This is a genomic window from Propioniciclava coleopterorum, assembly GCF_011393335.1.
In the GTDB taxonomy this organism is placed as follows: Bacteria; Actinomycetota; Actinomycetes; order Propionibacteriales; family Propionibacteriaceae; genus Propioniciclava; species Propioniciclava coleopterorum.
In genome coordinates, this window is the sequence record NZ_CP049865.1 from 2,732,374 (window position 1) to 2,756,333 (window position 23,960).

Here is a 23,960-nt window from a genome sequence, read left to right on the forward strand (position 1 = left end):
CGGGCGCCGAGCCCGCCGACGGCGACGTCGGGCAGGCGCACGCGCCGACCCAGAGCTTCGTGGTGGCGGCCTGCGCCTTCCTAGACCCAGCGCAGCAGCAGCGGTACGACCACGGCCAGCACCAGGACGCCCACCGTCACCGTCGCGCCCACGAGTTGCGGCGACGGGCCCGCCGCCGGTGCCGGACGCGTCAGGACGTGAGCAGGTCGGCGGCCGCGACGTAGCTCGCGGCGTAGGTGACGGCGCACAGCCGCAGCGCCTCGCGGCCGGGCAGGAAGCGCGCGTGGTGCAGGCCGACGCCCTCGACGGGGCCGGTCCCGACGAAGCTCATCAGCGAGGGCACCGACTCGCCGTACTCGGAGAAGTCGTCCGAGCCGCACGAGCGGAACGGGGTCTCGGCGACCCGGACGCCGAGGCGGGTCAGGGCGGCGTCCGCACGGGGGACCAGCAGCGGGCTGTTGACCAGGGCGGGGCCGCCCCGGGTGAAGGTCACCGACGCGGCGGCCCGCGCGCGAGCGCCTGGCCCTCGGCGAGCCGGGTGAGCGCGCCCTGCAGGACGGCGCGGTCGGCGTCGTGGAAGGTCCGCATCGTGCCGGTGCAGTGCGCGCTCTCGGCGATGATGTTCTCGGCGGTGCCGCCCCGGATGGTCCCGACCGTGACGACGCTGGGGTGGATCGGGTTGATCACCCGAGCCGCCGCCTCGGGCAGCGCGGCCACGATCGTGGCCAGCACGGTGATGGGGTCGATGGCGGTGTGCGGGTAGGCGCCGTGGCCGCCGCGTCCGGTGATCGTGATCTCGAAGGTGTCGAACGCCGCGTTCACCGGGCCCTCGCCCGTGGACACCACGCCGCGCTCGACCGCCGGCTGCACGTGGACGCCGACCATCGCCTGCACGTCCTCGTCGTCGAGCATCCCGGACGCGATCACGTCCCGGCCCCGGGCGGGTTGCTCTCCTCGCGGGGCTGCAGGATCGGGACCAGGCCGACCGGCAGGCCGGGGTCGGCGTCCTGGATGGCGGCGAGCACCGCCCACAGCGCGGCCATGTGGACGTCGTGCCCGCACGCGTGCATGATGCCGCGGCGCTGCGAGGCCCACTCGACCCCGGTGGCCTCGGTGATGGGCAGGGCGTCCAGTTCGGCGCGCAGCCCGACCGCGGGCCCGGCGGGGCCGAGGCGTCCGAACGCGCCGGTGTCGGCCAGCGGCAGCCACTCCAGCCAGGGGGCGGCGGTGGTGAAGGCGTCCCGGGTGTCGGCCTCGTCGCCGCCCAGGTGCGGGTCGGCGTGCAGCGCGCGGCGCAGCGAGGCGGCCTCGGGCAGGACGGCGTCGATGCCGGAGACGAGTCGGGCGAGGAGATCGTCGTTCACCCGGACGAGCCTAGTGCTGCAGCGCGACGATGGCGTCCGGCAGGCCGCGCGTGGCGACCTCCTCGGGCGTGCGGGGGCCGGGCAGCGCGTGGGCGGCGCGGGCCTGCAGCGAGGCGGCCAGCGCGCCGGCCCGCCACGGGTCGAGCCCGGCGGCGAGCAGCGTGCCGGCGATCCCGGCGAGGGTGTCGCCGGACCCGGCAGTCGCGGTCCACGCCGGGCCGGGCTCGGCGATCAGGACGCCGCCGTCGGGGGCGACGCTGTACTGGGTGGCCCCCTTGAGCAGGACGTGCGCCCCGGTGCGCGCGGCGGCGTCCCGGGCGTGCTCGATCGGCTCGGCCTCCACGTCGGCCCGCGGGACGCCGAGCAGCCGCGCCAGCTCGCCGGCGTGCGGGGTCAGCAGGCTGCCGTCGGGCAGCGCGGCCGGCAGGGCGGCGAGCGCCCCGGCGTCCAGCACCGTCGGGACGCCGTCGGCGAGGCGGCGGGCCAGCCGGTCGGGGTCGGCGTCCGGCCAGCCGGAGCCGCACACCCACGCCTGGACGCGGCCGGGGTCGGCCCCCTCGAGCGGGGCGACGACGCTGGGGAAGGCGGCCAGCACGGCGTCGCGCGCCGGGCCGACGTAGCGCACCATGCCGGCGCCGGCGTGCAGCGCGCCGCCCACCCCGAGCAGCGCGGCGCCGGGGTAGCCCGCTGAGCCTGTGTCGATCCCGACCACGCCGCGGGAGTACTTGTCGCTGAGCGGGCCGGGCCAGGGGTACCAGGCGCGCAGGTCGTCGGCGGTGACCAGCCAGGTGTCGGTGGCGGGCGGCTCGACGCCGATGTCGACGAGGTCGACCCGCCCGCACGCGGACGCCGCGGGTTGGGCCACCTGGGCGAGCTTGCGCGCGATGAACGTCACCGTCACGTCGGCGACGAAGCTGGGATGGGCCCGCGCCGAGTCGGCGACCAGGCCGCTGGGCAGGTCGACGCTCACGACCGGCACGGACGCCTCCGCCGCGGCCCGCGCGACCGCCAGGGCGGCGTCCGGCAGGCCGGGGCGGCCGCCGAGCCCCGACAGCCCGTCGAGGACGACGCCCACCCCGGTGGCGTACAGCAGCGCCGCCGCCGCGTCGATCACGACGGCGCCCTCGCCGAGCGCGGCCGCGAGGCCGTCCTCGTGGGTGCGGTCGGCGACGGGCCAGACCCACAGCGGGACGCGGCGGCCCAGCAGGTCCGACAGTTCCGCGGCGGCGAACAGCGCGTCGCCCGCGTTGTTGCCGGGACCCGCGACCACCAGGACGCCCCACGACTCGCGCCCGGCGAGTTGCGCGGCGGCGGCGCGGGCGACGGCGGCCGCGGCGCGCCCCATCAGGTCGCCGCGTGGGTGGGCGTCGAACCAGGACTGCTCGGCCGCGCGGATCCCGGCGGCGGTGGCGATCGGCTCCATGGCCGCACCCTACGACGGGCGGACGCCGCGGGCGGCCCCGTCCGGCGCGGCGCTCACCAGGGGACGCCGAGGATGGCGGAGGCCCCGCCCGCCGCTGTGCTCACCAGGGGACGCCGAGGGTGGCGGCCGCCACGCCCAGCGCGGCGCCCACGATCAGCGCCGGCCCCATCGGGACGTCGGCCTTCGGGTCGCGGGTCCGCACCAGGACGCCGACCGCGACCAGCCCGTGCAGCACCACCCCGGCGACGAGCCCCACGCCGACGGCGTCCCAGCCGAACCAGCCGAGCACGGCGCCGAGCAGGAGCGCGAGCTTCACGTCGCCGAAGCCGAGCATGCCGCGGGCCAGCAGGGCGGCCACGTAGAACCCGACGAACAGCACCACGGCGGCCAGGCGGCTCGCTGGTGGTGCGCGGGGCCGTCGACAGCCCGTGGCGCGAGGCCGCCGCCGCGATGGGCGTCCCGCTGGCCCCGCGGTTCGAGGCCGCCGGCGTGACGCTCACGCCGGTCAAGCCCGAGTTGCCGATCGCGCGGCCCGACCTCACCCCGATCATCGCGGCCGCGGCGGGGGCGCTCGCGGCGGTGCTGGCCCTGGTCGGCGTGGTGGTGGCGCTGCTGCGGCGGCGTCCGAAGCTGCACGGCTCGCTGGCGATCGCCCGCCAGGGCGCGACGGTGCGGGAGTTCGTGCTGGACGCGCCGACGGTCGACCTGGCGCGCGCCTGGCCCGGGGCCGGCCTCACCGGCACGCTGCGGCCCGCGACGTCCCGCGACGGCGTCGAGGCCGTCAGGGTGGTCGCGCGGGCCGGCGGCCAGAAGGTGCGCACCGTGCTGCGCGACGACGAGGCCGTCAACGTGGGCGAGTTGACGCTGCGCTGGACCGCGCAGCGCACCCGCACCCTGGAGATGGTGAACGAGGGGCTGTGACCCCGGCGCCGCGGCGCCGGGGCCCGCGGCTCACCGCAGGATGGCGCTGTTGAGCCACTCCTCGTTGGCGCCCAGGCCCTCCACCAGCGGGATCGCCTGGTGGCTGAGCCGTGCCGACAGGTCGAGCACCTGCTGGCTGATCGCCTTGGCGCGGGTGCTGTCGATGCGCTCGTGCTCCAGCAGCCAGCCCTTGTTCTCCTCCAGCACCGTCAGCGCGTACAGGTCGCACACCTGGATCAGCACCGACTTCACGTACGGGTCGCCCACGGCCTCGATGCCGGCGATGAACGCCTCCAGCACCACCCGGTCGGTGTGGGCGCGCGCCGCCGCCAGCATGTGCTCCTGGCAGGCGTTGATGGCCGTGAACGAGTCCTCGGTGGACGCCTTGCCCGCCGCCCGCATCCGCTTGGCCAGCCCCTCCAGGGTGTGGCGCTCGCGGTCCTCGAACATCTGGACGTGCCAGCCGCGGGAGGTGAGCTGCGCCGACTCGGGGCGGCGCGCCGCGCTCGCGACGAGCCGGTCGATGACGGCTCGGGCGGTCGTCCGCTCCAGGACCGTCTCGCCGACCATGCGGGCCGTGGCCTGCGCGGTGCCGCGCAGGTCCATGTCGCCCCAGGTCTGCTTGTAGCCCTGCAGCAGCGACTTGGCGACGAGCTGCAGCAGCACCGTGTTGTCGCCCTCGAACGTGGCGAACACGTCGGCGTCCTGCCGCAGCATCGTGAGGCCGTTCTCGCTCATGTAGCCCGCCCCGCCGCACGCCTCGCGGCACACCTGGATGGTGTCGTTGGCCCAGCGCGTCAGCACGGCCTTCATGGCGGCGGCGCGGCTCTCCAGCTCGCGGGAGGCCTTCGGGTCGGAGCCCGCGGCGTCCGTGACGCGCTGCAGTTGGTCCATCAGCTCGTTCATGGCGAAGCCGTAGGCGTAGGCCTTGGCGATGTTGGGCAGCAGCTTGCGCTGGTGGGTCTGGTAGTCCAGCAGGCGGATCTCCTCGCCGAGGCCCGGCGCGCGGAACTGGGTGCGCTTCGTGGCGTACCGGGTCGCGATCGACAGCGCCTTGCGCGCCGCGGACGCCGCCCCGCCGCCCACGCAGATCCGGCCGCGGACCAGCGTGCCGAGCATCGTGAAGAAGCGGGCGTTCTTGCTGGCGATCGCCGACTCGTAGACGCCCTCGTCGTTGACGCCGCCGTAGCGGTTCAGCAGCTGGCGGCGCGGGATCCGGACGTGGTCGAAGGCCAGGGTGCCGTTGTCGACGCCGAGCAGGCCGCCCTTGTGGCCCTGGTCGCCGATCGTGACGCCGGCCGCCGGGGTGAGGTCCTCCTCGCGGATCCGGACCATCGCCACGTGCACGCCCTGGTTCTCGCCGGCGACGAGGAGCTGGCCGAAGACCGCCGCCCACTTGCCGTCCTTGGCCGCGTTGCCGATGTAGGCCTTGCGGGCCGTCGGAGTGGGGGAGTCCACCTCGAACTCGTCGGTGTCGGGCAGGTAGGTGATGGTGGTCTCCAGCGACTGCACGTCGGAGCCGTGGCCGAGCTCGGTCATGGCGAAGCAGCCCGTGATCGAGCAGTCCATGGTGCCGGGCAGGTACGTCTCGTGGTGCCACTGGGTGCCCAGGTTGTTGATGGCGCCGCCGAACAGCCCGTGCTGCACGCCGGACTTGATCGTGAGGCTCAGGTCGCCCAGCGCGAGCATCTCGAACTGCGCCACGGAGTCTGCCTGGTTCCCGATCCCGCCCAGAGCGGCCGGGAAGCCCGCGACGAGGTGGCCGCGCTCCACGAGCGAGACCATCTGCGCCAGCGCCCACTCCCGGGCGGTCTCCAGGTCCCAGGTGGGGTCGCGCACGACGTCGGCGGCGGAGATGGTGTCGCGCCAGCGCTGCTTGAGGTCGTGGTAGCGGCCGTCCAGCGCGCGGCGCAGCGCCTCGCCGGTGGGCGAGACGCGTCCGGCTGCCGGCCGCGGGGCGGGCGCCCGTCCGGCGGGGGTGTCGGTGTGCGCGTCGTGGGTCGTGGTGGTCATGGGATCAGGACTCCTTCGTCGGTTCCATGGGTCGGGCCGTGGCGGGTTGGGCGTCGAACGCGGGCGTGAACAGGTCGCCGATGAAGGCGACGATGTCGGCGCGCGGGCGGCGCAGGTCGGTGAGGATCCAGCGGTCGGCCACCGCCCAGGTGAAGCCGACGACGCCGTGCCCCCAGGTGTTGGCCGGGGACGGATCCAGGTCGTGGGCGACCAGCCAGCGCGCGAGCGCCGCGGACACCTGGTCGCCGATGCGGTTGGTGATGCCGAGCACCGGGTCGGGGCTGCCCCCGGGCCGGTTGGTGACGAACCGGTAGATCTCGCCGTCCACCTCGACGACGCGCAGGTACGCGTCCGCGAGGCCGGTGACGAGTTCCTGCGGCGGGCGGTCGGTCGCCAGGGCGTCCGACAGGCTGCCCCAGATGAACGCGTGCACGGACTCGACCACGGCCTCGTACAGGCCGCTGCGGTCGCCGAAGTGCCGGTAGAAGACGGTCTTGGACGTGCCCGCCTCCGCGGCGATGTCGTCCATGCCGACGGCGTGGCCGTGCCGGCGGATCGCCCTGAGCGTCGCCTCGACGAGCTCGCGGCGACGCGTGGCGTTGTGCCGGGCCCACCGCGTGGTGCGGCCGTCAACCGAGGTCGTCATGCACAGCAGGGTATCCGACACTTCAAGTACCTGCTACCGTCGGTGTCGAACAATTTTTCTCATCGAGGAGACTCCATGGCTGAGCTGAACGCCGTCGTGGTCGGCGGCAACCGCACCCCGTTCGTCAAGGCCGGGGGCGCGTACGCGAAGGCGTCCAACGTGGACATGCTGACCGCGGCGATCGACGGCCTCGTGGCCCGGTTCGGCCTGGCGGGGGAGAAGATCGACGAGGTCGCCGCCGGCGCGGTGCTCAAGCACACCCGCGACTTCAACCTCACCCGCGAGGCGGTGCTCGGCTCGGCGTTGTCGCCGCACACGCCCGCCTGCGACCTGCAGCAGGCCTGCGGCACCGGCCTGGAGGCCGTCATCTACGCGTCCAACAAGATCCGGCTCGGCCAGGCCCGCACCGGCATCGCCGGCGGCGTCGACTCGGCCTCGGACGCCCCCATCGTCGTGAGCGAGGGCCTGCGGCACGCGCTGCTGCGCGCCAACCACGCCCGCTCGCTGCCCGAGCGCCTCAAGGCGCTGGCCGGCATCCGGCCCGTCGACCTGGCGCCCGTGCCGCCCGCGGTGCTCGAGCCGCGCACCGGCCTGTCGATGGGCGAGAGCCAGGCGCTCACCACCGCGAAGTGGGGCATCACCCGCGAGGCGCAGGACGAGCTGGCCGCGGCCTCGCACGCCCGGCTCGCCGCCGCCTGGGACGCCGGCTTCTTCGACGACCTGGTCACCCCGTTCCTCAAGGTGAGCCGCGACGGCATCCTGCGCCCCGACACGTCGGTGGAGAAGCTGGCCAAGCTCAAGCCGGTCTTCGGCGGCCCCGAGGGCACCATGACCGCCGGCAACTCCACCGCGCTGACCGACGGCGCGGCGGTCGTCCTGCTCGCCGAGGAGGGCCACGCCCGCGAGCGGCACTGGCCGGTGCTGGCCCGGGTGGTCGACTCCCAGGTCGCGGCGTCCGACTACGTCACCGGCACCGAGGACCTGCTGCTCGCCCCGACCCGCGCGATCCCCGAACTGCTGGAGCGCAACGGGCTGAGCCTGGCCGACTTCGACTTCGTCGAGATCCACGAGGCGTTCGCGTCCACGGTGCTCGCCACGCTCGCCGCGCTGGAGAAGGCCGGCGTCGGCACCGTCGACCGCGCCCGCCTCAACGTGCACGGCAGTTCGCTGGCCGCCGGGCACCCGTTCGCCGCCACCGGCGGCCGGATCGTCGCCTCGCTGGCCAAGATGCTGCACGCCAAGGGCGCCGGCTCGAAGGGCCTCATCTCGATCTGTGCCGCCGGCGGCATGGGCGTCACCGCGATCCTGGAGGGCTGCTGACATGAGCGTGCTGGAGACCCTGTTCCGTTCCCCGGTCGGCCAGAAGGTCGCCGCCAAGGCGGGCCTGGCCGAGCCGCCGACGCTGCGCCGCGGCCGCGTCGCGCCGCTGGGCGAGGTGCTGCTGGCCGACCTGCCCGGCGGCGGCATCGGCCGCGCCACCCTGGACGCCCTCGGCGTCGCCCACGGCGAGCCGCTGCGCGACGTCGCCGACGCCCGGACGCCCGACGAGAAGGGCCGGCCGCAGCCGCCGCGCTACGAGCGCAAGCCCGGCGCGCTGGTGATCGACGCCACCGGCGTCCGCACCATCGCCGAGCTCGAGGGGCTGCGCCAGGTGCTGCGTCCGGTGATGAAGCGGCTCGAGCCGTCCGGGCGGATCGTCATCCTCGCCGCCGACGCGTCCGCGGTCGAGGGCCTGGAGGCCAAGGCGGTCGCCCAGGGCATCGACGGCATCAACCGCACCGTCGGCAAGGAACTGCGCGACGGCGCCACCTCGAACCTGCTCTTCCTGAAGGCGGGCGTCGAGGCGGCCGACCTGACCTCGACGCTGTCGTTCCTGCTGCAGGGCCGCTCCGCGTTCGTCGACGGCCAGACCTGGCGGATCGCCCCCGCAAGGCCGGGGACGCCGTCGGCGCCGGCTACGACCCCGCGCGTCCGTTCGCGGACCGCATCGTCGTGGTCACCGGCGCCGCCCGCGGCATCGGCGCGGCCATCGCCCAGACGTTCGCCCGCGACGGCGCCAAGCTGGTCGTGGTCGACGTGCCGCAGGCCGGGGACGCGCTCGCGAAGGTCGCCAACGGGCTGCACGGCTCGGCGCTCCAGCTCGACATCACCGCGCCGGACGCCGGCGAGCGGATCGCCGCCCACGTGGCGCAGGTGCACGGCCCCGACGCGAGGATCTGGGCGATCGTGCACAACGCCGGCATCACCCGCGACAAGATGCTCGCCAACCTGGACGAGAAGCTGTGGGGCGCGGTGCTGCAGGTGAACCTGGCCGCCGAGATCGCCATGAACGCCGTCCTGCTGGGGGATCTGCCCGGCGGGCTGGCCGACAACGCGCGGATCGTCGGGATCGCGTCCACCTCGGGCGTGGCCGGCAACAAGGGCCAGACCAACTACGCGGCGTCCAAGGCGGGCGTGATGGGGCTGGTGTGGGCGCAGGCCGAGGAACTGGCCGACCGGCCGGTGACGGTGAACGCGGTCGCGCCCGGCTTCATCGAGACCGACATGACCGCGGCGATCCCGTTCGTGCCGCGCGAGATCTTCCGGCGCACCAACTCGCTGTCCCAGGGCGGCCAGCCCGTCGACGTCGCCGAGACCATCGCGTACTTCTGCGACCCGGCCTCGGGCGGCGTCAACGGGCAGGTCGTCCGGGTGTGCGGCCAGAACCTGGTGGGCGCCTGATGACCGACGTCGTCTACCCCGACCTGCCCGCCGGCGGCCCGCTGCTGGTCCGCTCGCTGGCCCGGATCGGCCGCACCCCGAAGCGGGTGTCGTCCCTGCCCCGGTGAGCGCCACCGTGAGCGGGCACACCCAGGACGTCGCCCGGCTCGCCGCCTACGACGAGGTGTGCGGGTTCACGCTGCGCGACGCCGTCCCCGCGACCTGGCTGCACGTGCTCACGTTCAGCCTGCAACTGGCCGTGATGAGCCGGCGCGACTTCCCGTTCGGGCTCGCGGGGCTCGTGCACGTCTCCAACGACATGTCGCTGCTGCGTCCGGTCGGGGTGGCCGACGAGCTCGACCTGCTGGTGCGTCCCGGGGAGCTCACCGCCCACAAGCGCGGGGCGCTGTTCGAGCTGGTGGGGGAGGCGCGGGTCGGCGGCGAGGTCGCCTGGCGCGGCGTCAGCCGCTACCTCGCCCGCGGCGTCCAGGCGCCCGGCGACGTGCCCGAGGTTCCCCGGCTCGCCGTCCCGGACGCCCCCGCGGGGCAGCGCTGGCGGCTGCCCGCCGACCTGGGCCGGCGCTACGCCGCCGTCTCGGGCGACGTCAACCCGATCCACCTGTCCAACCTGGCCGCGAAGGCGTTCGGGTTCCCGCGCGCGATCATCCACGGCATGTGGACCCACGCCCGCGCCCTGGCCGCACTCGAAGGCGCGCTGCCCCCGGCGTACCGGGTCGCGGTGGACTTCACCAAGCCCATCCTGCTGCCCGGGAAGGTCGGCTTCGCCGCCGCCCCGGACGCCGACGCGACGGCGTTCGCGGTGCTGGGCCGGGAGGACAAGCCGCACCTGATCGGGCGCGTGGAGCCGCTCGCGCCCTAGGCTGCGGCCCATGCCTCGCATCATCCACACCGGGCAGGCGCTGGTGGACGCCACCGCGATGGTCCCCGCGCTGCCCGCCCGCGGCCAGAACGTGATGGCCGGCGGCTGGAGCCAGGAGGCCGGCGGCGCGGTCAACATCCTGGCCGCCGCCGCCCGCTCCGGCGCGGCCTGCGTCCACGCCGGAGCCATCGGCACCGGGCCCAACGGCGACCTGGTTCGCGAGGCCCTCGAACGCGAGGGCGTCACGTGGTGCGCCCCGGCGGTCGAGGGCGCCGACACCGCGCTGTGCGTCGTCCTGGTCGAGCCGTCGGCCGAGCGCACGTTCGTCACCACCTTGGGCGCGGAGCGCCGGCTGAGCGTCGCGGGCCTGGACGCCGCGGCGGCGTCCCCGGCGACCTGGTGTGCCTCACCGGCTACTCCCTGGCCGTGCCCTCGACGCGCGACCCGCTGCTGGCCTGGCTGCCGACCCTGCCGACCGGCGTCGAGGTCGTCCTGGACCCCGGCGCGGTGTTCGCGACGCTGCCCGCGGCGCTGCAGGAGCGCGTCCTGGCGGCGACGACGGTGTGGACGTCCAACCAGGAGGAGGCCACCGCGCTGACCGGGGTGGACGGCATGGCCACGGCGGCCGACGCGGTCGCGGAGCGGCTGCCCGCCGGCGCGGTGTCGATCGTGCGGGACGGGCCCGAGGGCTGCGCGGTGCGCGCCGCGGGCCTGACCGAGGTGGTGTCGGGCTTCCCGCAGGAGCCGGTCGACACCAACGGCGCCGGGGACGCGCACACCGGCGTCCTGCTGGCGGAGCGGGCCGCGGGCGCGGACTGGGTGACCGCGTGCCTGCGCGCCAACGTCGCGGGCGCGATCAAGGTGACCCGCCGCGGCCCCGCGACGGCGCCGAACCGCGCCGAGATCGACGCGTTCCTGGCCGGCATCACACCAGGCCGAGGTACTCCTCGAGCGTGATGCCGGGCGTCTTGGCCATCGCGGCGGCGACCTCGACGCCGACGTAGCGGATGTGCCAGGGCTCGTGGTCCACGCCGGTGATGTGCCGCTTGCCCTCGGGGTAGCGGATGATGAAGCCGTACCTGGCCGCGTTCGCGGCCACCCATCCGGCCTGCTTGGTCGCGGCGAACTTGTAGCCCTGCATGCTGGTGCCGTCCGACAGGTCCAGCGAGAGCCCCGTCTGGTGCTCGCTGTGGCCCGCCTCCGCGTAGTAGCGCCGCGCCCCCTCGCCGTACTTGGCGTAGGCGCGCTTGAAGCTGGCGTCCTGCACCGCCCACGAGCGGTACCCGCTGCGGACCGCCAGCGGCATCTTGGCCGCCTTCGCGTCGGCGAACATCTGGTTCAGCGCCGCGCGCACCTCGGGCTTGAGGCCGTCGGTCTCCTTCGACCAGGCCGGGGTGTAGTTCTTCGTGAGCGGGTAGCTGCTGCTGATGACCGGGACGCCCTTGAACTCGTACGGGGTGTCGCGGGCCGGCTGCCTGGCCGGGGCGGTCTTCGCGGCGCCGGGGGCCGGGGCTGGGGGCTGCGCGGCGGGGGGCTGCGCGTTGGGGGCTGCGCGGCGGCGTCCGGGCGGGCGCGGCGCCGGGCCGGGCGGTCGCCAGCTTGGAGCAGCCCTGGACGGCCGCGCGGTCGGCTCGCATCTGGTCGGCGGTCGCGGGGTCGGCCACCGGGATGCCGGACGTGGGGATGCTGAGCGGCTGCCAGGCGTCCTTGGCGACCACCGAGCCGGCCTTGCCGCGCTCGGCCGGCGGCAGGCCGCGGCGGGCCTGGACGGCCGCCTTGTCGATGTCGAGGGTCAGCACGCCGGTCGAGCGGCCCGGGAAGGTCGTGTTGAGGAACCACACGAAGTTGCCCAGCCCGTAGCCGACGTAGGTGTTGCCCTGCCAGCCCGAGCCCATCACGCGGTGGGAGTGCCCGCCCACGACGATGTCGGCGCCCGCCTCGGCGAGCCGCTGCGCCGCGGTGGTCTGCGGCGCGGTCGGGCAGAGCTCCTTCTCGGTGCCCCAGTGCGGCACCACGACGACGACGTCGTAGCGGGCGGCGGCGTCCCGGACGGCCGCGGTGATCGCGTCCAGCTCGACCATGCTCGCCACGCCCGGCTTGTTCTCGCCCGCGGTGAAGCCGGCGGTGGTCTGCTCGCGCAACTGGGTGGCGGCCAGGACGGCGACGCTCACCCCGTCCACGACCGTGACGGCGGGCGCGAACGCCTCGGCCCTGTTCGCGCCGATGCCCGCGATCTTGACCGGGCTGGACGCCTTCGCCGCCAGGGTGTCCTTCAGGCCGGCCGCACCGAAGTCGACGGCGTGGTTGTTGGCCATGGACACCACGTCGACGCCGGCCTCGGCCAGCGTCGTGAGGGCCGAGGGCGGCGCCGCGAACGTGAACTGTTTGCCGCCCAGGGGCGCGCCCGTCGCGGTGATGGCGGTCTCGAGGTTGAGCACCGTGATGTCGGCGCCGGACAGGTACGGCTTGAGCCCGGCCAGCCCCTGGGGGTCGGCGGCCACGGGGGTGAGTTGGTTGGCGAAGTGGGTGTCGCCGGCGAACGAAATGGTCACCGGGTCCGTGCCGGTGATCGGCGCGGGCGCGGGCGCCGGGGGAGCGGGCGGGGCCGGCTGCGGTGCCTCCGCGTCCGGGGCGGCCGTGGTGGGGACCGGTTGTGGGGCGTCAGGCTGGGTGAGGGCGTCCGCGGGTGTCACCACGGCGGGGGTGGCGGGCGGCGCGATCAGGCCGGCGACGGCGTTCACGCCGGAGGCGGTGCCCCAGATGAGGCCGGCCACGCCGACGAGCACCACGGCGCGACGCAGGGCGTAGTTGGGGGCCACGGCGCTCCTTCCTTCCTCGGCAGGCTAGCCGCGGCGGCGTCCCGCCCCCGGCGCGGCGCGCCGGGGCAGAGGCGCTTGGGCGCTGCTGGGGGTGATCCGTGTGGGTGCGGGCTGCTTGGGGCGCGCTGGGGCTGAGCCGTGTGGGGCGTGCGCCCATGGCCGAGCCGCTCAAGCGAACCGCTGGGGACGAGCCGTGTGGCGGCGCGCGCTGTTTGGACCGTGCGTCGGGTGGTGCTGGTGGCCGGCGATGGCGCCGTCGGCCCCACTTGAGTGACGTTGTGAACAGATGGCGCGCGTGGCGTGCGCGAGCCCGCCCCGGCGGTCGGTGGTGAGTGTCGGGCTGGGGTGCTGACCGTGAGGTGGAGGCGTGGGCCGCGAGGGCGCCGATCGCCCGTGGGCGGCGTGTCCCGGAGGGGTACTGATGGCCGCGGTCGTCCGCATGGGATGATCTCGCCCATGACAACGCCCGAACCGGTGAATCAGACCTCCGCGGCCGGCTTCGACGAAGCCACCAAGGCGCGGCTCATCGAGACCAACGGCATCGACATCATCAGCGAGTCCGAGCGCACGGCGAAGCCGCGCGACCTGTTCTGGCCGTGGTTCGCGGCCAACGTGTCCGTGTTCGGCATGAGCTACGCCGCCTTCATCTACGGCTTCGGGGTGTCCTTCGTCCAGGGCGTCGTCGTCACCGTGATCGGCGTCGTCGTGTCGTTCCTGCTGTGCGGCATCATCGCGATCGCCGGCAAGCGCGGCTCGGTGCCCACGATGGTGCTGTCGCGGGCCGCGTTCGGCGTCCACGGGCAGAAGGTGCCCGGCGTCGTGAGCTGGTTCCTGTCGATCGGCTGGGAGACGTTCCTGGCGATCATGGCGGTGCTGGCCACCGGCACGGTGTTCGCGCGGCTGGGGTTCGGCGAGGGCAACGGGATCAAGATCGTGGCCGCGGTCGCGGTGGCCGCCCTGATCGTCGCCGCCGCCGTGCTGGGCTACCACACGATCATGAAGCTGCAGTCGGTGCTCACCTGGATCACCGGCGCGATCACGATCGTCTACATGGCGCTGACGTTCAGCCACATCAACTGGTCGGCCGTCCTGGCCATCCCCAACGGCGACGTCGCCGCCGTGATCGGCGCCCTGACCATGGTGATGACCGGCTTCGGGCTCGGCTGGATCAACATCGCCGCCGACTGGTCGCGCTACCAGCACCGCGACGCCCCCAACGGCCAGATCGTGCTGTGGAACACCCTGGGCGGCTCGGTCGCGCCCGTGATCCTGGTGATCTACGGCCTGCTGCTCGCGGGGTCCGACCCGGCCCTGGCCGAGGGCATCACCGCAGACCCGATCGGCACGCTGGCCGGCATCCTGCCCATCTGGGTCCTGATCCCGTTCTGGCTGACCGCCGTGCTCGCGCTCGTCTCGGGCGCCGTGCTGGGCATCTACTCGTCGGGCCTGACGCTGCTGAGCCTCGGCATCCGGATCCCGCGTCCGGCCGCCGCCCTGATCGACGGCATCATCCTCACGCTGGGCACCATCTGGGTGGTGTTCTTCGCCGAGAGCTTCCTCGGCCCGTTCCAGAGCTTCCTGCTCATCCTGGGCGTCCCGATGGCCGCGTGGGCCGGCATCCTGATCGCCGACATCCTCACCCGCCGCGAGCCTTACGACGAGGCCGCGCTCTTCGACGCGTCCGGACGCTACGGCGCCTTCGACTGGCTGTCCATCGGCACTCTGGTGGGCGCGACGATCATCGGCTGGGGCCTGGTGGTCAACAACTTCGCCGGCGACGCCCCCTGGGCCAACTGGCAGGGCTACCTGCTGCAGCCGCTCGGCCTGGGCACCCGCACGGTCGTGGACGGTGTCGAGCAGTGGGACGGCTCGTGGCCGTGGGCCAACCTCGGCGTCCTGTTCGCGCTGGTGCTCGGCTTCGTCATCACCTGGTTCGGACGCCGCGGCACCATCGCCCGGCAGGAGGGCCGGGCGTGACCCGGCGCGAGGATCCGGCCGCAGCGGCCTTGGCGCCGGATCCGGCGTCCGGGCCGGTGCTGGTGTCCGAGCCGGAGTCGGAGTCCGGGCCGTGGCTCGTCGTGATCGACGGTCAGCGGATCTTCGCCGACCCCGCCAGCGACTGGGGCTCCCCGATGTGGCCGGACGCCGCCGCCCGGATCGCGGAACTGCTGCCGCGCTTCGCCGGCCGCACGATCTTCACGCGCTGGGTGCCGCCCGCGCCCGGGGAGCGCGTCGGCTCCTGGGACGCCTACATGGCCGCCTGGCCGTTCGCCGATCGCCCCGCGTCCGACCCGATGTTCGACCTGGTTCCGGAGTTGGCCGGCGCGGGCGCGGATGCTCCCGCTCCGTCCGGCGCCGAGGCGGCCGACACCCCCGCTGCGTTGCCGGCGACGGTGGATGCGCCCGCTCCGGCGAGGGGGGATCTGCGCGCGGAGGCGGGTCCCGCTCGGGTGGGCGCGGATGCTCCCGCTGCGTCCCGTGCCGAGTTGGATGATGCCCCCGCTCCCGCGAGGGTGGATGAGAGCGTAAGCCCCGCGCCGGCGGGCGCGACGGTGGTGGATGCGCCCACCTTCGGCAAGTGGGACGCGCTCGCACCGCTGGTGGGGCCCGCTCCCGAGCTCGTGATCACCGGGGTCTCGACCGACTGCTGCGTGATCTCGACGGTGCTGCCCGCCGCGGACGCGGGGGCCACGATCACGGTGGTCACCGACGCCTGCGCCGGCTCCACCCCGGAGAACCACGCCGCCGCGTGCACGGTGATGGGCCTCTATCCGCCGCAGGTCACGCTCACCACGACCGCGGAGCTCCTGGGCTCCCTCTGAAACCACGCCGCTGCGTGCACTGCGAGGGGTCTGTGCGCGGATCGCGCTCAGCACGTCGGAGTCCGTGGCTCCGGAGCGCTCGCCCGGCGCCGCTGCTCAGTCTGCCGCTGGCTCGACCCGCCGCGCTCTCGGCCGAGTCGCCCCTGCTTGGGACGAGTCGCCCCGGCTTGGGACCTGTCGCCCCCGCTTGGGACCTGTCGCCCCCGCTTGGGACGAGTCGCCCGCGTTGGATGCAGGCGCCCCCGTAGGAAAGGGGGCATCTGGCACGAAAGGGGGCGACTGTGCGGGCGTGGCGTCACTATCGCCACGATGCGTGGTGCGGAGCCAGGCACTCGACGCGGGTCTCGGCATGGGGCCTCCGGAATCCGCGGCGCATCCGATTGACCGGGTGAGTCCGTGTCGTTCTGGTGCCTCGACTTCGATGCGCCGTTCGAGGAAGCCCTAGTCAGCGCATGTTGGGCTCTGCGCCACGTGCGCTCGGGGCACCAGAGCGACGCGTCCGTCTCGCGCGGGGTGCGTCGCGCCGGCCGAGGACGTCCTCTGCTTCGTCGTTGATCTCGGCCAGCGGCGCACCCGTCCGCGGTGCATGGTTTCGGCGATCGGAGGCGTCGAGTGCTTGCTCAGGATCGTGAGTGGGCTGCCAGCTCAACTGCATGCGTCGCTCTCGTGCCTGGAGAACGGGGCAGCGTGGGCGGAAGCCCTTGTCAGCATGTGTTGGGCGAATGCGCCGAGCGCGCTCGGGGCACCAGAGCGACACGGACAACCTGTTTCATCAGCGCGTGCCGCAGATTCGTCGCGGTTCGATGGCGAAGCAAGGGGATGGCGAAGCCTTCGTCGCCAACGCCCGAGTTCGCACCTGGATCCATGCGATCGGGCTCGCCGGCGTGCTCAGTCGCCCCCTCTTGTGCCAGATGCCCCCTTTCCTGCGGGGGCGTCTGCAGCGAACGGGGGCGGTTCGTTCCTAGCCGGGGCAACTCGTCCCAGGCGGGGGCGGTTCGTCACTAACGGGGGCGGCTGGTCGCAGGCGGGGGCGGTTCGTCGCAAGTGGGGGCGGCTGGTCGCAAGTGGGGGCGACGCCCGCAGGGCCGGGCGAGGTGCCCATGGGGGTGTTTGTCACAATGGCGGCATGCCCCCTCGAAGCTCATGATCATCCGGCACGGCGAGAAGCCGGCTGACCCGCCCGTCCAGCCGCCGCCGCACGGGGTGGATGTCCGTGGGGTGGCGAATCCGCATTCGCTGCTTCCGCGCGGGTGGCAGCGCGCGGGCGCGCTGGTGTCGATCCTCGCCAACGCGGTCCGACCGCCGCTCGTGCGGCCCGACGTGCTGTTCGCGCCCGACTACAAGCATCTCGTGCCGTTCCACCGCACGTCGGAGACCATCACGCCGCTGGCGCACCGGCTCGAGACCGCCATCCGGACGCCGCTGCGCAAGGGCGACGAGGCCAAGCTCGTCAAGGACCACCTCGCCGGGCTCGATGGCGCAGCGCTCGTCTGCTGGGAGCACCACCACATCCCCGATCTGGCGGAGGCGTTCTGCGCCGCCGTCGGCCTGGACGCCTCGGCGCTGCCGCCGATCGCCCGGTCATGGCCCGAGGAGGACTTCTACTCCGTGATCGTCTTCACCCGCGACGAGCACGGCGGCTACAGCGTCCAGGTGACCAGCCAGGACGCCCTCGCCGGCGACCCCGCCCGCTGAGCGGGTCCGAGGTGGACTTCCACTCCGTGATCGTCTTCACCCGCGACGAGCAGGGCGAGTACAGCGTCGAGGTGACCAGCCGGGACGCCCTCGCCGGCGACCCCGCCCGCTGAGTGGTACGGGTGATCTCGTCGCCCCCGAGCGCATCACGGATCGCCACCACCGCCGGGTCCGAGGTGGGCCCTCCATCCGTGATCGTCCTCACCCGCGACGAGCAGGGCGATGACAGCGTCGAGGTCACCAGCCAGGACGCGCTCTCCCGCGACCCCGCCCACTGAACGCGTTGCGGCAGTGCCGCTGAGCGCGACCGCGCCGCTCGGCGCACCCCCGCGGAGACCGCTGAGCGCGACCGCGCTCGGCGCACCCCGCGGAGACCGCTGAGCACGCCGCGCCGCTTGGCGCGCCCCCGCGGAGACGAGCCGCTGAGCGCGACGCCGCCGGAGCGGAGCGCGCCGAACCGGCGTCAGGAGCCGTGGGGGAGGTCGGCGTCCGCGACGGTGACCGCGGCGTCGTCGGCCAGCAGGGCGTCGCGGACCTGCTTGCGCAGCACCTTGCCCAGCATCGACTTGGGGAGTTCGTCCACCACGTGCACCCGGCGCGGCACCTTGTAGGCGGCCAGCCGGCCGCGGCAGGCCTGCCGCACGGTGGCGGGGTCCAGCGTCGCGCCCGGCTCGGGGACCACGACCGCGACGACCTGCTCGCCGGAGTGCGACGACGGCAGCCCCACGACCGCGGCGTCCGCGACGCCGTCGACCTGGCGCAGCGCCTGCTCCACCTCGGTGGGGGAGACGTTGAACCCGCCGGTGATGATGAGTTCCTTGAGCCGGTCCACCACCGTGGTGAAGCCGTCGGCGTCCACCGTGACCAGGTCGCCGGTGCGCAGCCAGCCGCCGGGCAGCAGCGTCGCCTGGGTGTCGGCCGGCTTGTTCCAGTAGCCGCCGAAGACCTGCGGGCCGTGCAGCAGCAGTTCGCCGGTCTCCCCGGGCGCGATTTCGCGCGAGGTGTCCTCGGGATCGACCACCCGCATCAGCGTGCTCGGGAACGGGACGCCCACGGTCCCGGTGCGCCGGGTGGGCCAGAACGGGTTGCCCAGCGCGACCGGCGAGCACTCGGTCAGGCCGTAGCCCTCCACCAGCAGGCCGCCCGAGACCGACTCCCACAGCTCGACGACCTCGTCGGTCAGCGCCATCGCGCCCGAGATGCAGAACCGGGCCGAGCGCAGCGAGATGCCGCGCTCGGCAGCGGCCTTCGCCGTGCGCTCGTAGATCGGCGGCACCGCGCAGTAGACGCTCGGCGGGCGCTTCTTCGCCACCGCCAGCACCTGGTCGACGTCGAAGGTGGGGAACAGCACGATCCGCGCCCGCTTCAGGACGCCGAACGTGAGGTAGAGCGTCATCCCGAACGCGTGGAACATCGGCAGCACGGCGTAGATGGTCTCGGCGCCGTCGACGGCGTCCGTCATCCAGGCCGCGCCCTGCAGCGCGTTGGCGTACAGGTTGCGGTGGCTGAGCATGGCGCCCTTGACCCGGCCCGTCGTGCCGGACGTGTACTGGATGACCGCCAGGTCGGCGACCGTCGGGGCGGGGTGGTCGTCGGCCAGCCGCTCGCCCGAGACGACCTCCCGCCACGGGACGCCGCCGGGCGCGGCCCGGTGCAGTCGGTCCCGCGTGGCGCGCAGCTTCGGCACCGGAAGCGCCAGCGCGAGCCGCTTGGTCAGCGGGAAGGCGTCCAGCAGGTTCACCGCGATCAGGTGCTCCACGCCGGCGCCGGCGATCTTCGGGGCGGCGACGTCCCAGGCGATCGCGACCGTCGCGCCGTGGTCGGCGAACATCTCGGCCAGTTCGGGGGCGGTGTAGAGCGGGTTGTGCTCGACGACGACCGCCCCGACGCGCAGCGCGGCGTAGAACGCGACCACGTGCTGGGGGCAGTTGGGCAGCAGCAGCGCGACCCGGTCGCCCGGCCGGACGCCGAACCGGTGCACCAGCGCGTGCGCCAGCCGGGACACCTGGTCGGACAGTTCGCGCCACGACGTCGTCGCGCCGAAGAACTCCAGGGCGATCTCGTCTCCGCCGGCGGTGCTCGCGCGGCGCAGCAGCGCCGAGAGCGGCTCGTCGGGGACGTCGATGGTGGCGGGCACGCCGGGCTGGTACTGCTGCACCCACGCGGGCGCGGAATCGTGCGAAGGATCGGTCACGGCGCCATTGTGCCGCGTCCCGTCCTCTCCGGGGCGCCGGGGCTACAACCCGCCGTCGTCCCCGTCGTCGGCCAGCGTGGTCGGCCGCTGGGACTCCTCGTCGGCGTCCTCGGGCCGCCGCTTCAGCGGGCTGTGCGTGTGGTCGATCGGGCCCTGGGTCTCCGAGACGTGCTCGCCGTCCTCGTGGTCCCGGGCGCCGTAGTGCCCCGCCGCGTGCCCCGTCAGGTTGCCCAGCAGATCGCCGAGCGGTCCGGGTTCGTGGGTGCCTGTCATCGCGACCTCCTCGGCCACCATTGTGCCCGCGTGCGGCCCCGCCCGGAAGCGCCACTAGACTTCCGCCCATGACCCAAGCCGCAGCCGACCTGGCGCAGCACGCACATGTCCTCGTCGTCGATTTCGGCGCGCAGTACGCGCAGCTGATCGCGCGCCGCGTCCGCGAGGCGAAGGTGTACTCCGAGATCGTGCCGCACACGATGCCGGTGGCGCAGATCGCCGCGAAGTCCCCGGACGCGATCATCCTTTCGGGTGGCCCCCAGTCGGTGAACGCCGACGGCGCCCCCCAGGTGGACCCGGCGCTGTTCGAGCTCGGCGTGCCCGTGTTCGGCATCTGCTACGGCTTCCAGGCGATGGCCGCGGCGCTCGGCGGCGAGGTGGCGCGCACCGGCCAGTCCGAGTACGGCCGGACGCCGACCGTCGTGGACGCCGGCGGCGTCCTGCTGGACGACCTGCCCCGCAGCTTCTCGAGCTGGATGAGCCACGGCGACTCGGTCACCCGCGCCCCGGAGGGCTTCGTCACGCTGGCGCACACCGCCACGACCCCCATCGCGGCGTTCGAGGACGTCGACCGGAAGCTCGCCGGCGTGCAGTGGCACCCCGAGGTGCTGCACAGCGAGCACGGCCGGCAGATCCTGGCGCAGTTCCTCTACGACGTCGCCGGGCTGACGCCGGACTGGACGCCGGCCAACATCGTCGAGGAGTCGATCGCCGCGATCCGCGCGCAGGTCGGCGACAAGCAGGTGCTGTGCGCGCTGTCGGGCGGGGTCGACTCCGCCGTGGCCGCGACGCTGGTGCACCGCGCGATCGGCGACCAGCTCACCTGCGCGTTCGTCGACCACGGCCTGCTGCGCAAGGGCGAGCGGGAGCAGGTCAAGAAGGACTTCGTCGAGATCACCGGCATCAAGCTGGTCGTCGCGGACGCCGAGGAGCAGTTCCTGGCCGCGCTGTCCGGTGTGACCGACCCCGAGACCAAGCGCAAGATCATCGGCCGGGAGTTCATCCGCGTCTTCGAGCAGACCGTGCGCGACATCGCCGACGAGGCCGACATCGAGTTCCTGGTCCAGGGCACGCTCTACCCCGACGTGGTGGAGTCCGGCGGCGGCGAGGGCGCGGCCAACATCAAGAGCCACCACAACGTCGGCGGCCTGCCCGACGACCTGCAGTTCACCCTGATCGAGCCGCTGCGCGCCCTGTTCAAGGACGAGGTGCGCGCGGTCGGCGAGGAGTTGGGCCTGCCGCACGACATGGTGTGGCGCCAGCCGTTCCCCGGCCCCGGCCTGGGCATCCGCATCATCGGCGAGGTCACGCGCGAGCGCCTCGATCTGCTGCGGGACGCCGACGCGATCGCGCGCGAGGAACTGGCGAAGTCCGGCCTGGAGAAGGAGGTCTGGCAGTTCCCGGTGGTGCTGCTGGCCGACGTCCGCAGCGTGGGCGTCCAGGGCGACGGCCGCACCTACGGCCACCCCATCGTGCTGCGCCCCGTCACGAGCGAGGACGCCATGACCGCCGACTGGTCGCGGCTGCCCTACGACCTGCTCGAGAAGATCAGCACGCGCATCACCAACGAGGTGGCCGAGGTCAACCGCGTCGTGGTCGACGTGACCTCCAAGCCCCCGGGCACCATCGAGTGGGAATGACGCCCCGCGCTCTCCGGCCGCTGCAGCGCGCGTTCGGCGAGGCCCTCCGCGCGCGGGTGGCCGGCGACGACGCGCACGAGCGCGGCCTGGGGATCTGGGGCAAGCCCGGGCAGCGCTGGTTCGCGCCCACCGACCCGATCTGGCGCGTCCACGAGGACGCCGCCATGTTCGCCGGCGGCATCGCCGCGCTCGTGCTGCAGTCGCTGCACCCGCTCGCCATGGCCGGCGTCGCCGGGCACTCGGGCTACCGCGGTGACCCGTGGGGCCGGCTGCAGCGCACCTCCGACTACATCGCCGTCACCTCTTACGGCACCGTCGAGGACGCCGAGGCGCTCATCGCGAAGGTGCGGTCGGTGCACGAGCGCGTCCGCGGCAAGGACCACCGCGGCCGGCCCTACCGCGCGTCCGACCCGCACCTGCTGGGGTGGATCCACGCCGCCGAGATCAGCGCGTTCCTCGCGGCGCACCAGGGGCTGGGCTCCCGCCCGCTCTCGGACGCCGACGCCGACACCTACGTCGCCCAGACGGCGATCCCGGCCGCGCGCCTGGGGGTGATCGACCCGCCGACCACGGCGTCCGGCCTGGCGGCCACCCTGGCGTCCTACCGCGACGAGCTGGAGTTCAGCCCCGCGGCCGCCGACACGATCGACTTCCTGCTGCGGACGCCGCCGCTGCCCGCCGCCGCGAAGCCCGGCTACTGGATGCTGGCCGCCGGCGGGGTGGCGGTCATTCCGGACTGGGCCAGGGCGCTGGCGGGGATCCGCCTGCCCGTCGGGCTGGGCCGCGCGCTGGGCCGGGCCGGCACCGCCGCGACGCGCTGGGGCCTGGCAGGCGTCGAGGACGGGCGCCGCAGTGCGGCACCCGCCCCCGATCGGGACTGAGCCGGGGCGTCCCGGCCCGCGTCGGCTAGTGCTGCGCGCCGCCGCCCTTGTTGCTGAACTGGTTCATGAGGCTCTCCAGGCCCGAGGGGCCGTCGTCGCTGGGCAGGACCAGCCAGAGCGCCGCGTAGGCGATCCAGCCGATCTGCCAGAACGCGGCGATGACGAAGATCACGCGGATCAGGTTGGCGTCGATGCCGAACTGGCGCGCCAGCCCGCCGCAGACGCCCGCGATCATCTTGTTGGAGCTGCTCCGCTTGAAGGAGTTGTCGGACATGTCGTTCCTTTCGTGGTGGCTTGCGGTTGTCGGTGGTAGGGACGGATGGTCAGGGACGGTGCCGGGAGGCGAGGAGGCCGAGGACGCCGATGACGACCAGGCACAGCGGCGCGGCCAGGGCGACGGCGGTCCAGGAGACCTGGCCGAAGGCGGCCCAGAGCCCCAGCCCCGCGAGCAGCAGGCTGACGAGGCCGATCACCATGGCCACGACGTCGGCGCGGGGGTCACGGCTCCACCACCCTCACGTCGCCGGCGGAGAGCCGGACGTTGATCGTCAGGGTCGGGGCGTCGGGGACCTCGGTGCGGCGCCACGAGTCGTGGATGTTGAAGCCCTCGGCGCTCGACCCGGGGGTGGCGATCTCGCCGGCGTCCACCCAGGTGTTCACCACGACGTTGCCGGTCGCGGGCACCACGACGGTGACCTCACCCAGCATCATCGAGTACTCGACCTCGGAGTCCGCCAGCACCGGCGTCGTGGTGTAGTCCAGCAGGTGCTCCCCGATGGCGAGCTCTGCGGCGCCGACGGCGATCGGGCTGGGCGTGGAGTTGCTGATCATCAGCCGCTGCGGCGAGGCGCCGCCGACCACGGTCGTGACGAGCAGCCCGGCGGTGAGCAGTCCGGTGAGGACGGTCACGGTCGCCAGCAGCGGCGGCCGGCCGAGCGCCGCCCGCGACGGGCGCGCCGACCACACCAGGGTGAGCGCCAGCACCGCGAGGGAGGCGCTGGCCCAGGCCAGCGGCGGGACGGTCACGCCGAGGCTGCCGAGCGCGCCGCACGCGAACCACACCGCGCCGACCCCGACCAGGACGCCGAACCAGCTCCGCCGGCCGTGGCGGCGGTGCACCGAGCTGCCCACCACGTCGGACGGGGCGCTGTAGAGGCCGTGGGGGTCGGGGTCGTCGTACTCAGGCGCCCAGTCCACCGGACGGCCGGCGTCCACGTTGGCGAGCCGCTGCTCCCACGCACGGGCGAGCCGCTCGAACGGGGTGCGGGGCTCGAAGACGGGCTGCGGCGGGGGCGTGCGCCGCCGCGAGCCGTTGCGCAGCAGCAGCCACACGATCAGGAGCAGCACCAGCGGGCCGGGGCCCGAGCCGGTGAAGACGCCCCCAGCGTCAGGGAGGCGGCCAGCACCACGATCACCAGGGCGGTCGGCGACCACGTCCGGGTGAAGGGGAGCCACTGCCGCAGCGGCTCGACCCCGGTCTCGCGCGAGGGGGTCAGCCCCCAGAGCACGAAGTAGCCGAGGATCGCGACGCCGCCGGTCACGACGGCCAGCAGCGCGAAGCCGATGCGGACCAGGAGCGGGTCGAGCCCCGAGGACCGCGCGAGCGCACCGCAGACGCCGCCGATCTTGGCGTCGGCGCGGTCGCGCACCAGGGGCTGCAGGGTCATGTGTCCATTCTGTCGAGTCCCG

General features: G+C 74.1%; 26 protein-coding genes and 2 pseudogenes. 11 read left to right on the forward strand and 17 right to left on the reverse strand.

Going from position 1 to position 23,960, the window contains the following annotated elements:
- Positions 1-190: 190 nt before the first annotated feature.
- The 5 genes from G7070_RS13010 to G7070_RS13030 all read right to left on the reverse strand — a co-directional run bounded on the left by G7070_RS13010 (position 191) and on the right by G7070_RS13030 (position 3,169).
- On the reverse strand, positions 191-493 hold the full coding sequence (locus G7070_RS13010; RefSeq protein WP_166234088.1) for a zinc-binding metallopeptidase family protein: 303 nt from the start codon (positions 491-493) through the stop codon (positions 191-193).
- Complete coding sequence (locus tag G7070_RS13015) at positions 490-912, reverse strand: peptidase dimerization domain-containing protein (RefSeq protein WP_166234089.1); 423 nt, start codon at positions 910-912, stop codon at positions 490-492. The genes G7070_RS13010 and G7070_RS13015 overlap by 4 nt, the downstream gene beginning before the upstream one ends.
- Positions 913-923: 11 nt before the next feature.
- Positions 924-1,364 carry a M20/M25/M40 family metallo-hydrolase gene (locus tag G7070_RS13020; RefSeq protein WP_166234090.1) on the reverse strand — a complete coding sequence of 147 codons (441 nt, stop codon included), beginning with the start codon at positions 1,362-1,364 and terminating at the stop codon, positions 924-926.
- Between the two features lie 10 nt (positions 1,365-1,374).
- Positions 1,375-2,787 (reverse strand): bifunctional ADP-dependent NAD(P)H-hydrate dehydratase/NAD(P)H-hydrate epimerase, encoded by a 1,413-nt coding sequence (locus tag G7070_RS13025; protein WP_166234091.1) that lies wholly within the window; start codon positions 2,785-2,787, stop codon positions 1,375-1,377.
- Positions 2,788-2,887: 100 nt separating this feature from the next.
- Positions 2,888-3,169, reverse strand: a complete 282-nt coding sequence (locus tag G7070_RS13030) for a hypothetical protein (protein WP_166234092.1) — start codon at positions 3,167-3,169, stop codon at positions 2,888-2,890.
- A gap of 20 nt (positions 3,170-3,189) precedes the next feature.
- Between G7070_RS13030 and G7070_RS13035 the strand changes: the two genes are divergently transcribed.
- Complete coding sequence (locus G7070_RS13035) at positions 3,190-3,708, forward strand: hypothetical protein (RefSeq protein WP_166234093.1); 519 nt, start codon at positions 3,190-3,192, stop codon at positions 3,706-3,708.
- A gap of 30 nt (positions 3,709-3,738) precedes the next feature.
- On the opposite strand, the gene G7070_RS13040 is transcribed toward G7070_RS13035, so the two are convergent.
- Positions 3,739-5,721, reverse strand: a complete 1,983-nt coding sequence (locus G7070_RS13040) for an acyl-CoA dehydrogenase family protein (protein ID WP_166234094.1) — start codon at positions 5,719-5,721, stop codon at positions 3,739-3,741.
- Positions 5,722-5,725: 4 nt separating this feature from the next.
- The gene (locus tag G7070_RS13045; protein WP_166234095.1) at positions 5,726-6,367 is read right to left on the reverse strand and encodes a TetR/AcrR family transcriptional regulator; all 642 of its coding nucleotides are present in this window, start codon (positions 6,365-6,367) and stop codon (positions 5,726-5,728) included.
- Between the two features lie 75 nt (positions 6,368-6,442).
- Here G7070_RS13045 and G7070_RS13050 point away from each other — a divergent pair, with 75 nt between their 5' ends.
- Complete coding sequence (locus tag G7070_RS13050) at positions 6,443-7,687, forward strand: acetyl-CoA C-acetyltransferase (protein WP_166234096.1); 1,245 nt, start codon at positions 6,443-6,445, stop codon at positions 7,685-7,687.
- Here G7070_RS13050 and G7070_RS17960 read toward each other — a convergent pair.
- Both G7070_RS17960 and G7070_RS19465 read right to left on the reverse strand, forming a co-directional pair.
- Positions 7,662-7,871 carry a hypothetical protein gene (locus G7070_RS17960; protein WP_206079784.1) on the reverse strand — a complete coding sequence of 70 codons (210 nt, stop codon included), beginning with the start codon at positions 7,869-7,871 and terminating at the stop codon, positions 7,662-7,664. The genes G7070_RS13050 and G7070_RS17960 overlap by 26 nt on opposite strands.
- Positions 7,872-7,939: 68 nt before the next feature.
- Entirely contained in the window at positions 7,940-8,068 is a 129-nt protein-coding gene (locus G7070_RS19465) for a hypothetical protein (protein WP_284690938.1), read from the reverse strand.
- Positions 8,069-8,359: 291 nt separating this feature from the next.
- Here G7070_RS19465 and G7070_RS17965 point away from each other — a divergent pair, with 291 nt between their 5' ends.
- From G7070_RS17965 to G7070_RS17975, 4 genes and pseudogenes are all read left to right on the forward strand, one after another.
- Positions 8,360-9,088 (forward strand): SDR family oxidoreductase, encoded by a 729-nt coding sequence (locus tag G7070_RS17965; protein WP_206079785.1) that lies wholly within the window; start codon positions 8,360-8,362, stop codon positions 9,086-9,088.
- A 103-nt stretch (positions 9,089-9,191) separates the two neighbouring features.
- A complete protein-coding gene (locus G7070_RS13060) occupies positions 9,192-9,947 on the forward strand; it encodes a MaoC family dehydratase (RefSeq protein WP_166234097.1) in 756 nt (251 codons plus the stop codon).
- 58 nt (positions 9,948-10,005) lie between these two features.
- Positions 10,006-10,260: pseudogene (locus G7070_RS19995) on the forward strand (PfkB family carbohydrate kinase); the annotation flags it as partial.
- Positions 10,261-10,346: 86 nt separating this feature from the next.
- Entirely contained in the window at positions 10,347-10,904 is a 558-nt protein-coding gene (locus G7070_RS17975; RefSeq protein WP_246227104.1) for a PfkB family carbohydrate kinase, read from the forward strand.
- On the opposite strand, the gene G7070_RS13070 is transcribed toward G7070_RS17975, so the two are convergent.
- Positions 10,873-11,301 carry a M15 family metallopeptidase gene (locus G7070_RS13070; protein WP_166234098.1) on the reverse strand — a complete coding sequence of 143 codons (429 nt, stop codon included), beginning with the start codon at positions 11,299-11,301 and terminating at the stop codon, positions 10,873-10,875. The genes G7070_RS17975 and G7070_RS13070 overlap by 32 nt on opposite strands.
- Positions 11,302-11,845: 544 nt before the next feature.
- Positions 11,846-12,766 (reverse strand): annotated as a pseudogene (locus tag G7070_RS20000) (CapA family protein); the annotation flags it as partial.
- 456 nt (positions 12,767-13,222) lie between these two features.
- Between G7070_RS20000 and G7070_RS13080 the strand changes: the two are divergent.
- From G7070_RS13080 to G7070_RS13090, 3 genes are all read left to right on the forward strand, one after another.
- Positions 13,223-14,743 (forward strand): purine-cytosine permease family protein, encoded by a 1,521-nt coding sequence (locus G7070_RS13080; RefSeq protein ID WP_206079788.1) that lies wholly within the window; start codon positions 13,223-13,225, stop codon positions 14,741-14,743.
- On the forward strand, positions 14,740-15,588 hold the full coding sequence (locus tag G7070_RS18925; RefSeq protein ID WP_246227108.1) for a cysteine hydrolase family protein: 849 nt from the start codon (positions 14,740-14,742) through the stop codon (positions 15,586-15,588). The genes G7070_RS13080 and G7070_RS18925 overlap by 4 nt, the downstream gene beginning before the upstream one ends.
- 1,218 nt (positions 15,589-16,806) lie before the next feature.
- Positions 16,807-17,283: a hypothetical protein gene (locus tag G7070_RS13090; RefSeq protein ID WP_166234100.1), complete on the forward strand. Its 477-nt coding sequence runs from the start codon at positions 16,807-16,809 to the stop codon at positions 17,281-17,283.
- A 463-nt stretch (positions 17,284-17,746) separates the two neighbouring features.
- Here G7070_RS13090 and G7070_RS13095 read toward each other — a convergent pair whose 3' ends face one another.
- On the reverse strand, positions 17,747-19,477 hold the full coding sequence (locus tag G7070_RS13095; RefSeq protein WP_166234101.1) for a long-chain-fatty-acid--CoA ligase: 1,731 nt from the start codon (positions 19,475-19,477) through the stop codon (positions 17,747-17,749).
- 42 nt (positions 19,478-19,519) lie between these two features.
- Positions 19,520-19,750, reverse strand: coding sequence for a hypothetical protein (locus tag G7070_RS13100; RefSeq protein ID WP_166234102.1), 231 nt, complete (start codon positions 19,748-19,750; stop codon positions 19,520-19,522).
- 68 nt (positions 19,751-19,818) lie between these two features.
- On the opposite strand from G7070_RS13100, the gene guaA reads away from it, so the two are divergent.
- Positions 19,819-21,390, forward strand: a complete 1,572-nt coding sequence (guaA, locus tag G7070_RS13105; RefSeq protein WP_166234103.1) for a glutamine-hydrolyzing GMP synthase — start codon at positions 19,819-19,821, stop codon at positions 21,388-21,390.
- A complete protein-coding gene (locus G7070_RS13110) occupies positions 21,387-22,271 on the forward strand; it encodes an oxygenase MpaB family protein (RefSeq protein WP_166234104.1) in 885 nt (294 codons plus the stop codon). Before guaA ends, G7070_RS13110 begins: the two co-directional genes overlap by 4 nt.
- Positions 22,272-22,296: 25 nt before the next feature.
- On the opposite strand, the gene G7070_RS13115 is transcribed toward G7070_RS13110, so the two are convergent.
- The 4 genes from G7070_RS13115 to G7070_RS13130 are packed head-to-tail and all read right to left on the reverse strand — an operon-like array spanning position 22,297 to position 23,938.
- The gene (locus tag G7070_RS13115) at positions 22,297-22,545 is read right to left on the reverse strand and encodes a PspC domain-containing protein (RefSeq protein WP_166234105.1); all 249 of its coding nucleotides are present in this window, start codon (positions 22,543-22,545) and stop codon (positions 22,297-22,299) included.
- Between the two features lie 49 nt (positions 22,546-22,594).
- Positions 22,595-22,747: a hypothetical protein gene (locus G7070_RS13120; RefSeq protein ID WP_166234106.1), complete on the reverse strand. Its 153-nt coding sequence runs from the start codon at positions 22,745-22,747 to the stop codon at positions 22,595-22,597.
- Positions 22,748-22,769: 22 nt separating this feature from the next.
- A complete protein-coding gene (locus G7070_RS13125; RefSeq protein ID WP_166234107.1) occupies positions 22,770-23,618 on the reverse strand; it encodes a cell wall-active antibiotics response protein in 849 nt (282 codons plus the stop codon).
- The gene (locus G7070_RS13130; RefSeq protein WP_166234108.1) at positions 23,606-23,938 is read right to left on the reverse strand and encodes a PspC domain-containing protein; all 333 of its coding nucleotides are present in this window, start codon (positions 23,936-23,938) and stop codon (positions 23,606-23,608) included. The genes G7070_RS13125 and G7070_RS13130 overlap by 13 nt, the downstream gene beginning before the upstream one ends.
- Positions 23,939-23,960 lie beyond the last annotated feature (22 nt).